The organism is Hyphomonas sp. KY3, from assembly GCF_017309975.1.
Classification (GTDB): domain Bacteria; phylum Pseudomonadota; class Alphaproteobacteria; order Caulobacterales; family Hyphomonadaceae; genus Hyphomonas.
In genome coordinates, this window is record NZ_CP022271.1 from 1 (window position 1) to 13,842 (window position 13,842).

Genomic DNA, 13,842 nt, shown 5'->3' on the forward strand with positions numbered 1-13,842 from the left:
TGTGGATTTAGCTGGACAATTCCTGTGTGTGGCCTTTCTCCACGAATTACACGGTCTAATAGTTATAAACGCCCTGACGGGCTTTGTTTGATTTTGGGATGGAAGGGGGCCTGAGGCATGAACACCAAGCCTAAGCTGATTCAGGTACTTGAGGGACAGGTGGTCTCGCCGCCTCCGGTATGGATGATGCGACAGGCTGGTCGTCACCTTCCTGAGTATCTCGAGCTGAGGGCGCGCGCGAAGAACTTTCTCGATTTCTGCTACACGCCTTCAATGGCGGCGGAAGCGACGCTTCAGCCAGTACGTCGTTATGGCATGGATGCCGCCATCCTGTTTGCTGACATTTTGCTGATCCTCGATACGATGGGTCTGAGTGTGCGGTTCGAAAAAGGTGTTGGACCTATTGTTCAGCAAATCGATACAGCAGCTGATTTGGCAAAAGTCACACCCCAGAAAGCGGCTGATCGATTGTCTCCGGTTTATGAGACGGTTGCTCGTGTGAAATCTGCCTTGCCCGACGACACAGCCCTGATTGGTTTTGCCGGATCACCCTGGACGGTCGGGCTCTACGCTATCGAAGGTCGCGGCAAGACAGACAAGTCGCTCGCCTGGCGATGGGCACATGGCAAGCCAGACGAATTGGCGAACATGTTGGATCTCATCAGCGAAGCAACAGCGCACTATATGGCCGCGCAGGTGGAAGCCGGCGCGGATGCATTGATGTTGTTCGACAGCTGGGCCGAGGGTCTGCCCAATAACATCTTCCGAGAAGTCATTATCGCGCCAACGAAAAAACTGGTCGCACGGCTGAGGGAAATGGGTGTCACGGTTCCCATCATCGGATTTCCGCGCGGCGCGTCTGCTATGCTGCCGGAATACGTTCAGGAGACGGGTATCACGGCCGTCGGTCTCGATACGGCAGCAGTGCCAGCCTTTGTGAACGCCGCCCTGCCCGCCGGATTTCCGGTACAGGGACATCTTGACCCACTCCTGCTGATTGAAGGGGGTCAGCGACTCGACGATCGGGTGCGCGAGCTTATCTCTGCCTATGAAGGTCGGCCGCATGTCTTCAACCTTGGACACGGAATCCGGCCGGAAACCCCGATCGCGCATGTTGAGCGCGTGCTGGAAATCATTCGGAAGGGCTAGGAAATCATGAGCCGAAAGATCGCCGTAGTTCTGTTCAATCTGGGAGGACCGGATTCGGACAAGACCGTGAAACCCTTTTTGAAAAATCTGTTCCGAGATCCAGCCATTATTGGTGCGCCGTTGCCCATTCGCTGGTTTCTCGCTCGGCTGATCTCCACGACCCGTGCGCCATCAGTGATCAAGAATTACGCCATGATGGATGCTGGCGGTGGGTCACCGCTTTTGCCTGAGACTCAAAAACAGGCGGATGCGCTTACGGCATCGCTGCAGGAAAAATTGCCTGAGGATGAGGTCAGGTGTTTTATTGCGATGCGCTATTGGCACCCTTTCACCGAAGAAGCCGCGACTGATGTAAAAGCCTGGGGCGCAGACGAAGTCGTCTTGTTGCCGCTCTATCCGCAGTTTTCCACAACGACGACAGGCTCGTCCCTCACGGCCTGGAACAAGGCTTACAAGGGTGTCGCCAAGACAATCTGCTGCTATCCCTTTGCCGAAGGCCTGATCTCCTCGCATGTCGACCTGATCATGAAGGCACACAAAGCTGCGGGTGAACCCGGCAATGTTCGTCTTCTCCTGTCAGCGCACGGTTTGCCGGAAAAAATCGTGAAGGATGGAGATCCCTACCAGTGGCAGTGCGAGGCCATGGCAGAGATGATCGCCGGGCGGGTGCCGACCGACTGGGAGATTGTGCCATGCTACCAGTCGCGCGTGGGACCGCTGAAATGGATTGGCCCGCCGACCGAGGACGAAATCGAAAAAGCGGCCAAGGAAGGCAAGAACATCCTGATTGCACCCATTGCCTTTGTCTCCGAGCATATCGAGACACTGGTGGAACTTGGCGAAGAGTACCGACTTGTGGCTGAAGAGCACGGCGCCGCGAGCTATACCCGCGTGGAAGCGCTGGGCGTGCATGAGGAGTTTGTCTCCATGCTGCGCGATGAAGTGCTGAAGACAATGGGACAAGACTTGCCGATCCGATCATGCGCAGACTCCCGGCTTTGCCCTGGCGACTGGAAGAATTGCCCGAACCGCACAGCCCATCCGAAAGTCGGCCAACGCGCCAATCCCGTTCGCAAGGACGTCGCCTGATGCTGTATCTCTGGGTGAAGGCAGCGCATGTTGTGTTCGTGATTGCGCTGATGGGCGGCTTGCTCGTTTATCCCCGCTACAAAATTCATCAACTTTCCAGCCAGCCGGGCGAGCCTCTTTTCGAGACGATGAAAGAAGCATCGAACAAGTTGCGCATGATCATCCTGAATCCCAGCCTTATCCTCGTCTGGGTGCTTGGCGTTGCCATGCTTGTTATGAATCAAGGCTTGCTGAGCATGCCTTGGATGCATGTAAAACTCCTGCTCGTGCTGATCCTGTCCGGTCTGCACGGTTATTTCATCGGTGTTGGAAAGAAAATTGACCGAGGAGGCGACGGGATTCCCGCCAAGCGTCTACGGATGTTGAATGAAGTGCCCTTCCTGCTGATGATCGGCATCGTTATCATGGTGATCGTCAGACCGTTTTAGGCAGGCCCCGTGCCCAACCCCTTGACGATTTGACCATTCTGGCCCCATAAGCGGCAAAACCGCTGCGCAGTCCTTGCGCGGGCGAAGAACTCCCAATTTACCAAAATCCGGTTGCCGACACACATGACGGCGGCCCCTCATTCGGAATTCATCCATGGCCTCTTCCATGCTCGACGACATCACCAGTGTAAAACTCAGCGATCTCAAGGCAAAATCGCCAGAGGAATTGCTCTCCTATGCTGAAGAGCTGGAGGTCGAGAATGCCTCGTCCATGCGGACACAGGACATGCTGTTCGCAATCCTCAAGGAATTGGCGGATAGCGAAGTAGAAATCACGGGCCAGGGCGTGCTGGAAGTTCTGACTGATGGCTTCGGCTTCCTGCGCTCACCGGAATCCAACTATTTGCCCGGACCAGACGATATCTATGTCAGTCCGGAAGTTCTGAAGAAGGGTAACATCCGGACTGGTGATACTGTCGAAGGGCCGATCGTCGCACCGCAGGACAATGAACGCTACTTCGCGCTGACGGATGTTTCGCGCATCAATTTCGAGGAACCGGACAAGGCCAACAAGAAGGTTCACTTCGACAACCTCACACCGCTTTATCCCGAAGAGCGTCTGCGCATGGAAAGCCAGGATCCAACTCGTAAGGATCGTTCAGGACGTGTCATCGACATTGTCGCGCCCATCGGTAAGGGTCAGCGCGCGCTGATCGTTGCGCCTCCGCGGACCGGTAAGACGGTGTTGCTCCAGAACATCGCCTCGGCCATCGAGGAAAACCATCCTGAATGCTATTTGATCGTCCTGTTGATCGATGAGCGTCCCGAAGAAGTTACTGACATGCGACGTACGGTGAAGGGCGAAGTCGTGGCTTCGACATTTGATGAGCCGTCCACACGTCACGTCCAGGTCGCCGAAATGGTAATCGAAAAAGCCAAGCGCCTCGTTGAGCACAAGCGTGACGTCGTCATCCTGCTCGATTCGATCACGCGTCTTGGCCGTGCTTACAACACGACCGTTCCAAGCTCTGGTAAAGTGTTGACCGGTGGTGTGGATGCCAACGCGTTGCAGCGCCCCAAACGTTTCTTCGGTGCGGCGCGGAATGTCGAGAATGGTGGCTCGCTGACCATTGTTGCCACTGCCCTGATCGATACCGGTAGCCGCATGGATGAAGTCATCTTCGAGGAATTCAAAGGTACGGGTAACTCCGAAGTCGTGCTGGATCGCAAGATCGCCGACAAGCGGACCTTCCCGGCCATCGACATCATGAAATCCGGTACGCGAAAAGAAGAACTGATCACGCCAGCTGCCCAGCTGTCCAAGATCTACATTCTGCGTCGCATCCTTGGCCCAATGGGCACGAATGATGCAATCGACTTCCTTCTGGATAAATTGCGCCAGACGAAGAACAATGATGAGTTCTTCGAAGCCATGAAGAACTAGCGGAGCGAGCCTGGCCATGAGCGAGCGCGACACGATCTGCGCCCTCGCCTCGGGCCAGCCCCCAGCAGCTATCTGTATTATCCGGTTATCAGGAGACCGGATCTGGAAACTGGCAGGTGCCCTGCTCGATTGCGGCCTGCCGGAACCCCGTCATGCCACTCTGACGAAATTTCGCGACGAGGATGGAAATCTCATTGATGAGGGACTCGTCGTCTTCATGCCCGGGCCGCATTCCTATACCGGTGAAGACACGCTGGAGCTTTACCTGCATGGCGGTCCAGCCGTCATAACCCATGCAATCAGTACACTGACGAGTGAGTCTGGAGTGCGCTTGGCTGAGCCGGGTGAGTTCACGCGACGCGCCTTTGAAGCGGGCAAGATCGATTTGACCGAGGCCGAAGGCGTCGCTGACATTATCGAAGCAGAGACCAATGCACAGAAAGCCCAGGCTCTTCGGCAACTGACGGGCGGTCTGACCGAGCAGTACGACCAATGGCGGGCTGACCTGACGGGGATACTTGCCTTGATTGAAGTGGTTGTGGACTTTCCGGACGAAGAAGATGCACCCGAGGAAACCACGGCCCCGGTCATCCGGAAGCTGACCCGATTGATTCACGAAATCGAGGAAGCGCTTGGCGACCGAGGGATCGGAGAGAAGATCCGGGATGGATTTCGCATCGCCATTATCGGCGCGCCGAATGCGGGAAAGTCGACCCTGCTCAACCGCCTTGCCGGACGCGACGCGGCGATTGTGACATCAACCCCAGGCACAACCCGCGATGTGATTGAGGTACGGCGCGTGATGGGCGGACAGATAGTCTGGCTATCCGACACGGCCGGTTTGCGTGAGACCCAAGATGAGATTGAAGCCGAGGGCGTTCGGCGGGCAGAACGCGTGGCTGCTGAGGCCGACTTGCGCCTGTTTATGGTTGACGGGGGCGCACCTGAGCTGGGTGTGTTGAACTCGTTGTTCCGCCAAACGACAGATATAGTCGTGGTAAACAAGGCTGATACCGAGCTGGCCGCCGGGCTCCCAGAATACGACTACAAGATTTCCGCGAAAGATGGCGATGGCGTGCCCGAACTCGAAGCCGCACTGGCGGACTTCATTTCCAACAAGGCTGCATCTGTTGAAGCGCCGGTCATAACACGCGCCCGGCATCGCGCCCGATTGGTCGATGGACTCGCTTGCCTCATTGCTGCGCGGGATGCGCTGGAGCTTGGCACCGGTCCGGAACTCGCAGCGGAAGACGTGCGCCTGGCTATCCGGCATCTTGGAGCGGTTGTCGGCTCAGTCGGCGTAGAAGATGTGCTCGGTGCGGTGTTCTCCCAGTTCTGCATCGGCAAATGACCCCTAGGGTTTGAGGCAACGAGCCGCTATATAGCGCCTTTCTGAAATCCGGATCCGAAGTAGCGCCATGAGCGAGATGAAACAGTTTGATGTGATAGTGGTAGGCGGCGGTCATGCCGGCTGCGAAGCGGCCGCGGCCGCGGCGCGGACGGGCGCACGCACCGCTCTGGTCACACACAAGCGCGCAACCATCGGAGAGATGAGCTGTAATCCGGCAATTGGCGGCCTCGGCAAGGGTCACCTCGTGAGAGAGATCGATGCGCTGGACGGCCTCATGGGACGGCTGGCAGACAAGGCCGGTATCCAGTTCCGAATGCTCAACCGGTCCAAGGGTCCGGCTGTCTGGGGCCCCCGCTCCCAGATCGACCGAAAGCTTTACCGCGACGCCATGCAGGCGGAACTCGCTGACTATCCAAACCTGACCATCATTGAGGATGGCGCCGAAGACCTGATCGTGGAGGACAATCACGTCGCGGGCGTGATTGGTCTGAAGGGCGAGATCTATCGTGCGGCTTCTGTCGTGATCACCACAGGCACCTTCCTGAAAGGCATTATCCATATAGGTGCGAAACGTATCCCTGCCGGGCGTGTCGGCGAGGCCCCTGCGATTGGCCTGTCGGACCGGCTCTATGGGCTTGGTCTCCCGATGGGGCGTTTGAAGACTGGTACGCCGGCACGGCTGGATGGCCGGACGATCGCCTGGGATCGTCTTGAAATGCAGCCCGCCGATGAGCAGCCGATTCCGTTTTCGTATCTGACCGATGAGATTACGGTGCCGCAGGTCAAATGCGGCATTACATGGACGACGCCGGAAACCCACGCGATCATTGCCGAGAATATCGAGCAATCGGCCGTCTATTCCGGCGCGATTGCTGGCCGAGGTCCGCGTTATTGCCCGTCTATCGAGGACAAGGTTCACCGGTTCGCCGACAAGGATAGTCATCAGATCTTCCTGGAACCGGAAGGTCTCGACGATCACACCGTTTATCCAAATGGCATTTCGACATCGCTTCCAGAGGATATTCAGGAGCGTTTCCTTCGGACCATTCCCGGACTCGAGAATGCCAAGATCATCCAACATGCCTATGCAATCGAATACGATTACGTCGATCCACGTGCGCTTTCGTCCGCACTTGAGGTGCATGCGCTTCCAGGCCTGTATCTCGCCGGGCAGATCAATGGCACAACCGGATATGAAGAAGCCGGCGCGCAAGGTCTCGTTGCGGGCTTGAATGCAGCACGCGCCACGGGCGGAAAAGATCCGATTATCTTCGATCGCGCCGAAGCATATATTGGCGTCCTCATCGATGATCTCGTGACGCGCGGCGTGACGGAACCCTATCGGATGTTTACATCGCGCGCCGAATATCGGTTGGCACTACGCGCCGATAATGCCGACCAGCGTCTCACCGAAAAGGGTATTGCCGCCGGATGCGTCGGGTCAGACCGGGCAGACGTGTTTCACGTGAAACACCGAGCGCTTGAATCTGCCCGCCAACTTCTGAAAACATTGACCTTGTCGCCCGCAAAAGCGGCTCAAGCCGGATGGGCGGTCAATCAGGATGGCCGCGTCAGGACGGCATGGGAATATCTCTCCTACAAGGATATCGATCTCAATGCACTGTCCGCCATTTGGCCGGAAGTATCAGACATCTCCGAGGAGATCGGGACGCAGGTCGAGATTGAAGCCCTTTACTCTTCCTATTTGGAACGCCAGGCAGAAGATGTCGCCGCTTTGCGTCGCGACGAAAATCTGATGATCCCGGCAGATCTCGATTATTCGGGAATTGGCGGTCTTTCGAATGAGGTTCGCCAGAAACTGGAATCGATCCGTCCTTCTACGTTGGGACAGGCCGGTCGTATTGAAGGCGTGACGCCCGGCGCTCTAACGGCCCTTTTGGGATATGTTAAGCGCCGGAAGAAAGCTGGTTAACACTCATGATGAATTCCGAAGATCGCGCGACCTTTCTGGCCGAATTCGATGTTTCACGTGAAACATTGGAAAGATTGGACGCCGTGATCTTAACTCTCGACGCGTGGCGGCAACGCTCCAATCTGATTGGACCGCGTGAGTGGCCGCAGATATGGGGTCGGCATGTGGCTGATTCCTACCAGATTCTGCCGTTTATTCCGGAATCAACGCGGATCGTCGATCTCGGTTCGGGTGCGGGATTTCCCGGATTGATCATTTCTGCGGCCCGACCACACAGTCATGTGACCATGATGGAAAGCGTCGGGAAGAAATGCGCCTTTCTCCGCGCCGCTATCGGCGATGCTGGTCTCAGTGCGTCGGTTTATCAGGGACGGATTGAGGCTGCGCCGAATTCCACCGCGGATATTATCACTGCGCGGGCGTTTGCGCCCCTTCCAAAACTGCTCGACTACGCCGCTCCCTGGATGGAAAACGGTGCAACAGGGGTTTTTCTAAAGGGCGAACGCTGGAAAGAAGAATTGACGGACGCCCAACAAAGATGGAACTTCGCCTATGAGGCGATTCCAAGTCGCACTGGTGGGTCAGGCGTGATTTTGATCGTGAGGGAGCTCAAGCGTGGTCAGCGGTAAACCTAGAATCTTTGCAGTCGTGAACCAAAAGGGCGGGGTCGGGAAGACAACGACGTCCATAAATCTCGGCACGGCGTTGGCGGCTGTGGGCCGGCGCGTCCTGATTGTCGATTTCGATGCGCAGGGCAACGCCTCCACAGGGCTGGGTATTGAGCGCCAGGATCGGCATCAGACATCCTATGATGTTGTCGTGGACCGGATCCCGCTGGAAGAAGCGGTTCTGTCAACGATTGTGCCGCGTCTTGACATTGTTCCGGGCGATGAAAACCTCTCTGGTGTAGAAACCGAACTGGCCAATGACTCTCACCGGTCCTACAAATTGCGCGACGCGCTGCATGATTATGTTCAGCGGTCTGTCCAGGGCGGACTGGTCCAGTATGACTATATTCTGATTGATTGCCCGCCATCGCTTTCGTCGCTTACTTTGAACGCGATGACGGCCGCCGATGCACTTCTGGTTCCGCTACAGTGTGAGTTCCTGGCGCTGGAAGGCCTTAGCCAACTGCTCCGCACGGTGGAAGTTGTGCGCTCTGGCCTCAATCCCAATCTCGAAATCCAGGGCGTCGTCCTGACCATGTATGACCGGCGAAACAATCTGTCCGACCAGGTCGCCGACGAAGTGCGAGCCTTCTTTGGCGCCAAGGTCTACAATACGGTCATACCGCGAAATGTGCGCCTCTCCGAAGCGCCATCTTTCGGCAAGCCGGCCTTGTTGTATGACTATCGCTGTCCAGGTAGCGAGGCCTATATCCGTCTCGCATCGGAAGTCCTTCAAAGAGAGAAAGCCCGCGCGGCCTGACCCATATGAGCGACGATACCAAGAGCAAACCTTCCCGTCTTGGACGCGGCCTGTCTTCCCTGATTGGGGAAGTGGAGGCTGTCTCTCCGCCTGAAGCACGCACTGCAGGTGGGAGTAAGGGCAGCTCCAACGAAATCGCCATCGACAAGATTCGCCGAAATCCGAAACAGCCTCGTCGGACCTTCGACGAGGCCGCCCTTCAGGAACTCGCGGAATCCCTGAAATCCAAAGGCGTTCTCCAGCCTATTCTGGTCCGTCCGGATCCCAAGGAAAAGAACGAGTATCAGATCATAGCGGGGGAGCGTCGGTGGCGCGCCGCCAAGCTGGCCGGTCTGACCAGTATTCCCGCTGTTGTACGGGATACCGACGAGTTGGAACTACTCGAGATCGGCATCATCGAGAATGTTCAGCGCGCAGACCTCAACCCAATTGAAGAAGCTGAAGCCTATGAGGCGCTGATGAAGCGCTTCGGTCGAACTCAGGACAGTCTTGCCACAAGCGTCGGCAAAAGTCGGGTTCACATCACAAACACCCTGCGCTTGCTGCAATTGCCAGAAGGTGCACGAGAGTATGTTCGTGATGGCAAGGTCACGGCGGGACACGCGCGCGCGGCGCTGGGTGCGCCCGATCCGGAAGCGCTGGTGGAGCTTGCTGTTGAGAAAGGCCTGACTGTTCGCGAGGTCGAAGCGCATGCCAAGGCTGCTCGCGAAGACACGCCCGTTGAAACCAAATCCGCCCGACTCAAGTCAGAGGAAAAGGATGTCGACACCGAAGCCCTCGAGGCGGATCTCTCCCGGTCCATCGGACTGGATGTAGACATCCGCCACGGCAAGAATGGCGGCGAGCTTCGCATCAAGTATCGCGACCTGGAACAACTTGACGACGTCTGCAGACGTCTGACTGCCAAGCGCAACATTCTCTGAACGTCAGCTTGCTATTTCGGCGGCGCGGGCGATTTCATTCATCAGTACACGGATTACTGGGTCCGCACTGCCTGAACCGGACTTGGCTTGTTGTTCTGCTTCATAGATCCGTTCCATCACCCGCATCAGCCGCTTGGTCGGCCACTTCCTGAGGCGCGCGCTGAACAGGCCCCATTCGCTTTGCCAAATGGGCGGCCGGAGTTTCATGCCGGGATTCGATTGGCCGGATGCAAGCCGAGACTGAGCGTCCAGCATGCGCATGGTTTCGAACTGAAGTGAACGCAGGATCGAAATCCCACTCGTGCCCGCAACAGCCAGTCGGTCGAGTGTGGTATGGACGAGCGCCGGTTTGCCATCGAGCGCTGCGCGAATGGCGGCTGAAAGATTGTGATCCACATCGGTAGCGGACAAAGACCGGATATCATCCACATCAAGCGGTCGGCCCAGACCGCGCGCATAGAGGGCGAGCTTCTCGATCTCCGAGTTGGCCAGATTGCGATGGCCCGGCAGGTCGCCCACAAACAGTGCGAGCGCCTCGGGTGTGATCTGGACACTTTCGGACTTCAGCGCATCCTGAACCCGTTTTTCAATATCGCCCGCTTCGTCGGCGAACAGTTGCAGGCAGGCGGTCAGTTGGGCGGTTTCTGCGGCGGCGCGCAATTTCGAGCGCTTCTGCAGGCTACCAGCTTCGATTATCAGGCGGGCGGAATAATAGCCCTCCTGCGATTCACCTTTCTGAATGGCTTCTATCAACAGGGCGGCAATCTTGTCGCCGCTTGTCCGAACGCGGATGACGCGAGGGTCTCCCAAGAGGGATACCGCCTCGAGTCCATCGAACAGGAGTGATGGGTCCTTCTTTATGGAGTCATCATCCAGTGTGGTGACATCCATATTGGCGCCTTTCGGCGTCCAGCCTTTGATCAGGGAAATCGCGGCATCGGAGGCGAGGCCGGAATCTTCACCGAAGGCCAGCACAGCCCAAACGGATGGTTTGGGCTTGCGGGCAAAATCACTCGCTTGTTTGCCCTTGAACAACATTATTCAACCGACAATTTGCGCCGCAGGTCGTCCACGATATTCTTCGCCAAGATGCCGGCCGCTCTCTCCGAGGCGCTCTTTTGGGCTGCTATGTCTCCATAAGTGCTGCTCGGTACCGCAAAACTGACTTCGCCAACAGCGTAGCCGGTCAACCGTTCTTGGCCTTGAGACAAAGCGTAACGGCCCGACAAGGTAACATTTGATCTCGCCGCTGCGCCGTCTTGCTGGAATGCCAACCGAGTCAGATTTTCTTTCACCGTAATCTGGAGCGAGGCAGCCTCTGTCACGTTTGGCAATCCGATCGCCAACTCTTCCTGCAAGGCCCGGCGCAAGATGTATCCCGATCGGCCATCGATGGGTTCGACCGTGATGGCGCCGCCATAAGTGGCGCCCGCGCCCGTCGCATAGACCGGTTTGAATCCGCACCCGGCTATGAGGGCGAAGGCGACAAGAGCGAAGAACTGTTTCATGCCACCACGATATTCACGATGCGGCCGGGCACGACAATGGTTTTCTTCACGGACTTGCCCTCAATGAAGCTGGCTACATCCGCATGGGCTTTCGCAACGGCTTCGACGGAATCCTTGTCCATGCTCTTCGGCACGGTGATTTCCGCGCGGCGCTTCCCATTCACTTGAACCGCCATTGTGACCTCATCATCCGCCAGCAGGGCGGGGTCCGCCACGGGCCAGGGCGCTGAGGATACGAAGGCAGGTTGGCCCAGTCGTTCCCAACAGGCCTCGGCCAGGTGCGGTATGAACGGTGTCACACAGCGGGCCAGCATGGAGGCGCCTTCAATACGCGCGCCCAACACGGTGTCGCCAGCCGATTCAGCCTTTTTCAAAGTGGTGACCCATTCATGGATGGTGGCTACGGCAGAGTTGAACCGGAATTCCTCGATTGCCTTGTCGATGGCTGCGACGGCCTTGTGGTTCGCTTTCCGCAGCGCTGTGGAGTCGGCATCCTCGCCAGCGGCAGTGCTGGTATCCTCTGGCAGGGCATCGAACAAGCTCCACAGGCGCTGGGCAAACCGCGACGCGCCTTCAACGCCGGACTGGGTCCACTCGACATCTCGTTCCGGCGGGGAATCTGACAGGACGAACCAGCGCGCGACATCCGCGCCGAACTGGCTGATGATAGCATCCGGGTCGACCGTATTCTTCTTGGACTTCGACATTTTCTCAATCGGACCTGCCGTCGCAATCGCGCCGGTGGCGGTCTCGATCCAGGTATCGCCATCGCGAGTGACTTCATTCGGCTCCAGCCACTTTCCGGCCGCTGACTTGTAGGTCTCGTGCGTCACCATGCCTTGCGTGAAAAGACCGGCAAACGGCTCGCCATTCGGCAAGTCCAGCAGGCCGACATCGCGCATCGCCTTGGCGATGAAGCGCGCATAGAGCAGGTGAAGCACCGCATGCTCGACGCCGCCAACATATTGGTCGACCGGCATCCAATAGGCGCGCTCTTCCAGGTCGTTTGTGCTGGCAAAGCGGGAATAGTACCAGGAGCTGTCGACGAAAGTGTCCAGCGTGTCTGTCTCGCGGCGGGCGGCCTTGCCGCATTTCGGGCAATCGACATGTTTCCAGCTTGGGTGGCGCTCCAGCGGATTGCCGGGCTGGTCGAAGGAAACCTCGTCCGGCAGTTTCACCGGCAGATCGGCTTCCGGCACCGGCACGATGCCACAGCTTTCACAATGGATGACCGGGATCGGGCAGCCCCAGTAGCGCTGGCGCGAGACGCCCCAGTCACGAAGGCGATAGTTCACCTTGCCTTCACCGAGCCCCTTGGATTCGATTTTTTCAATGGCGGCGCGCTTGGCGTCATCAATCGCCATCCCGTCAAGGAAGCCGGAATTGAAGATGCTCCCGGGGCCGGTATAGGCCTCGTTTTCAACATCGAACGTGGCAGCGTCAGCGTCGGCCGGCAGCACAACGGGCGTGACGCTCAGGCCGTATTTCCGGGCAAAATCGATATCGCGCTGGTCATGCGCCGGGCAGCCAAAAATCGCGCCGGTACCGTACCCCATCAGCACGAAGTTCGCGACCCATACGGGCAGGGTCTTCGTGTCGTCGAAAGGGTGTTTGACGGTCAGGCCGGTATCGAAGCCAAGCTTTTCGGCCTTTTCGATGGCTTCTTCGCTGGTGCCGATCTGTGCGCATCTTGCGCGGAACGCTTTCAGCTCATCCGATTGCTCCGCCATTTGGACGGTCAGCGGGTGATCTGGCGACAGGGCAATGAAACTCGCGCCGAACAACGTGTCCGGACGGGTCGTGAAGATCTCGATGCCTTCGCCAAATCCGGATGGCGCGGTGCCATCGAATTCGAACCGCATCTGGAGCCCTTCCGACCGGCCGATCCAGTTCGCCTGCATGGTGCGCACCTTTTCAGGCCAGCGCTCCAGCTTTTGCACTTCGGTCAGCAGGTCTTCGGCATAGTCGGTAATGCGGAAGAACCATTGCGTGAGCTCGCGCTGTTCCACCAGCGCGCCCGAGCGCCATCCGCGCCCGTCGATGACCTGTTCATTGGCCAGCACCGTATTGTCGACCGGGTCCCAATTCACTTTCGAGGCCTTGCGATAGACGAGGCCCTTTTCCAGGAATTTCAGGAACAGACCCTGCTGGGCGCCGTAATATTCCGGGTCGCAGGTCGCGAATTCCCGGCTCCAGTCGAGCGACAGGCCGAGCTTCGAGAACTGGGCCTTCATCGAGGCGATATTCTGATAGGTCCATTCGCCCGGATGAACATTGCGCTCCATGGCGGCGTTCTCGGCCGGCATCCCGAACGCGTCCCATCCCATTGGATGGAGCACATTGTAGCCCTTGGCGCGCTTGTGACGCGCGACGACATCGCCCATCGCATAATTGCGCACATGGCCCATATGCAGCCGTCCGGATGGGTATGGGAACATCTCCAGCACATAGGCCTTGGGCGCATCGCCCGCCTCGGCCGGAGATTTTGCGTGAAAGAGTGCGGCCTTTTCCCAAGCTGCACGCCATTTCTGTTCCGCGATTTGCGGATCGTAACGGGTCGCCATGCCCCTGACCTTTCCGGATTATTGG

General features: G+C 57.7%; 12 protein-coding genes. 9 read left to right on the plus strand and 3 right to left on the minus strand.

Translation table 11 applies throughout. From position 1 onward, the window contains the following. Positions 1–117: 117 nt before the first annotated feature. The 9 genes from hemE (at position 118) to CFA77_RS00045 (ending at position 9,745) form a co-directional block, all read left to right on the plus strand. A complete protein-coding gene (gene hemE / locus CFA77_RS00005; protein WP_206991712.1) occupies positions 118–1,149 on the plus strand; it encodes a uroporphyrinogen decarboxylase in 1,032 nt (343 codons plus the stop codon). A 6-nt stretch (positions 1,150–1,155) separates the two neighbouring features. Continuing rightward, entirely contained in the window at positions 1,156–2,238 is a 1,083-nt protein-coding gene (gene hemH, locus CFA77_RS00010) for a ferrochelatase (protein WP_206991713.1), read from the plus strand. Next, the gene (locus tag CFA77_RS00015; protein WP_206991714.1) at positions 2,238–2,666 is read left to right on the plus strand and encodes a CopD family protein; all 429 of its coding nucleotides are present in this window, start codon (positions 2,238–2,240) and stop codon (positions 2,664–2,666) included. The genes hemH and CFA77_RS00015 overlap by 1 nt, the downstream gene beginning before the upstream one ends. Before the next feature lie 154 nt (positions 2,667–2,820). Continuing rightward, entirely contained in the window at positions 2,821–4,110 is a 1,290-nt protein-coding gene (gene rho, locus CFA77_RS00020; RefSeq protein WP_369794153.1) for a transcription termination factor Rho, read from the plus strand. Positions 4,111–4,126: 16 nt separating this feature from the next. Further along, a complete protein-coding gene (gene mnmE, locus CFA77_RS00025) occupies positions 4,127–5,461 on the plus strand; it encodes a tRNA uridine-5-carboxymethylaminomethyl(34) synthesis GTPase MnmE (RefSeq protein WP_206991715.1) in 1,335 nt (444 codons plus the stop codon). 67 nt (positions 5,462–5,528) lie between these two features. Then, a complete protein-coding gene (mnmG, locus tag CFA77_RS00030) occupies positions 5,529–7,394 on the plus strand; it encodes a tRNA uridine-5-carboxymethylaminomethyl(34) synthesis enzyme MnmG (protein WP_206991716.1) in 1,866 nt (621 codons plus the stop codon). Positions 7,395–7,399: 5 nt separating this feature from the next. Then, positions 7,400–8,023, plus strand: a complete 624-nt coding sequence (rsmG, locus tag CFA77_RS00035) for a 16S rRNA (guanine(527)-N(7))-methyltransferase RsmG (RefSeq protein WP_206991717.1) — start codon at positions 7,400–7,402, stop codon at positions 8,021–8,023. Further along, entirely contained in the window at positions 8,010–8,822 is an 813-nt protein-coding gene (locus CFA77_RS00040; RefSeq protein WP_034813061.1) for a ParA family protein, read from the plus strand. Before rsmG ends, CFA77_RS00040 begins: the two co-directional genes overlap by 14 nt. Before the next feature lie 5 nt (positions 8,823–8,827). Next, complete coding sequence (locus tag CFA77_RS00045) at positions 8,828–9,745, plus strand: ParB/RepB/Spo0J family partition protein (RefSeq protein WP_206991718.1); 918 nt, start codon at positions 8,828–8,830, stop codon at positions 9,743–9,745. Between the two features lie 3 nt (positions 9,746–9,748). Here the strand turns inward: CFA77_RS00045 and holA are convergent, their stop codons facing one another. The 3 genes from holA to leuS are packed head-to-tail and all read right to left on the minus strand — an operon-like array spanning position 9,749 to position 13,817. Further along, positions 9,749–10,783 (minus strand): DNA polymerase III subunit delta, encoded by a 1,035-nt coding sequence (holA, locus tag CFA77_RS00050; RefSeq protein WP_206991719.1) that lies wholly within the window; start codon positions 10,781–10,783, stop codon positions 9,749–9,751. Further along, positions 10,783–11,253, minus strand: a complete 471-nt coding sequence (gene lptE, locus CFA77_RS00055; protein WP_206991720.1) for an LPS assembly lipoprotein LptE — start codon at positions 11,251–11,253, stop codon at positions 10,783–10,785. Before lptE ends, holA begins: the two co-directional genes overlap by 1 nt. Beyond that, positions 11,250–13,817 (minus strand): leucine--tRNA ligase, encoded by a 2,568-nt coding sequence (gene leuS, locus CFA77_RS00060; protein WP_206991721.1) that lies wholly within the window; start codon positions 13,815–13,817, stop codon positions 11,250–11,252. The genes lptE and leuS overlap by 4 nt, the downstream gene beginning before the upstream one ends. Positions 13,818–13,842: the final 25 nt, after the last annotated feature.

Bases quoted from the DNA above. Each gene is read 5' to 3' on its own strand.
- mnmG (WP_206991716.1), top strand. From the start codon at position 5,529: ATGAGCGAGATGAAACAGTTTGATGTGATAGTGGTAGGCGGCGGTCAT.
- CFA77_RS00045 (WP_206991718.1), top strand. From the start codon at position 8,828: ATGAGCGACGATACCAAGAGCAAACCTTCCCGTCTTGGACGCGGCCTG.
- hemH (WP_206991713.1), top strand. From the start codon at position 1,156: ATGAGCCGAAAGATCGCCGTAGTTCTGTTCAATCTGGGAGGACCGGAT.
- rsmG (WP_206991717.1), top strand. From the start codon at position 7,400: ATGATGAATTCCGAAGATCGCGCGACCTTTCTGGCCGAATTCGATGTT.
- mnmE (WP_206991715.1), top strand. From the start codon at position 4,127: ATGAGCGAGCGCGACACGATCTGCGCCCTCGCCTCGGGCCAGCCCCCA.
- leuS (WP_206991721.1), bottom strand. From the start codon at position 13,817: ATGGCGACCCGTTACGATCCGCAAATCGCGGAACAGAAATGGCGTGCA.
- CFA77_RS00015 (WP_206991714.1), top strand. From the start codon at position 2,238: ATGCTGTATCTCTGGGTGAAGGCAGCGCATGTTGTGTTCGTGATTGCG.
- lptE (WP_206991720.1), bottom strand. From the start codon at position 11,253: ATGAAACAGTTCTTCGCTCTTGTCGCCTTCGCCCTCATAGCCGGGTGC.
- holA (WP_206991719.1), bottom strand. From the start codon at position 10,783: ATGTTGTTCAAGGGCAAACAAGCGAGTGATTTTGCCCGCAAGCCCAAA.
- hemE (WP_206991712.1), top strand. From the start codon at position 118: ATGAACACCAAGCCTAAGCTGATTCAGGTACTTGAGGGACAGGTGGTC.
- rho (WP_369794153.1), top strand. From the start codon at position 2,821: ATGGCCTCTTCCATGCTCGACGACATCACCAGTGTAAAACTCAGCGAT.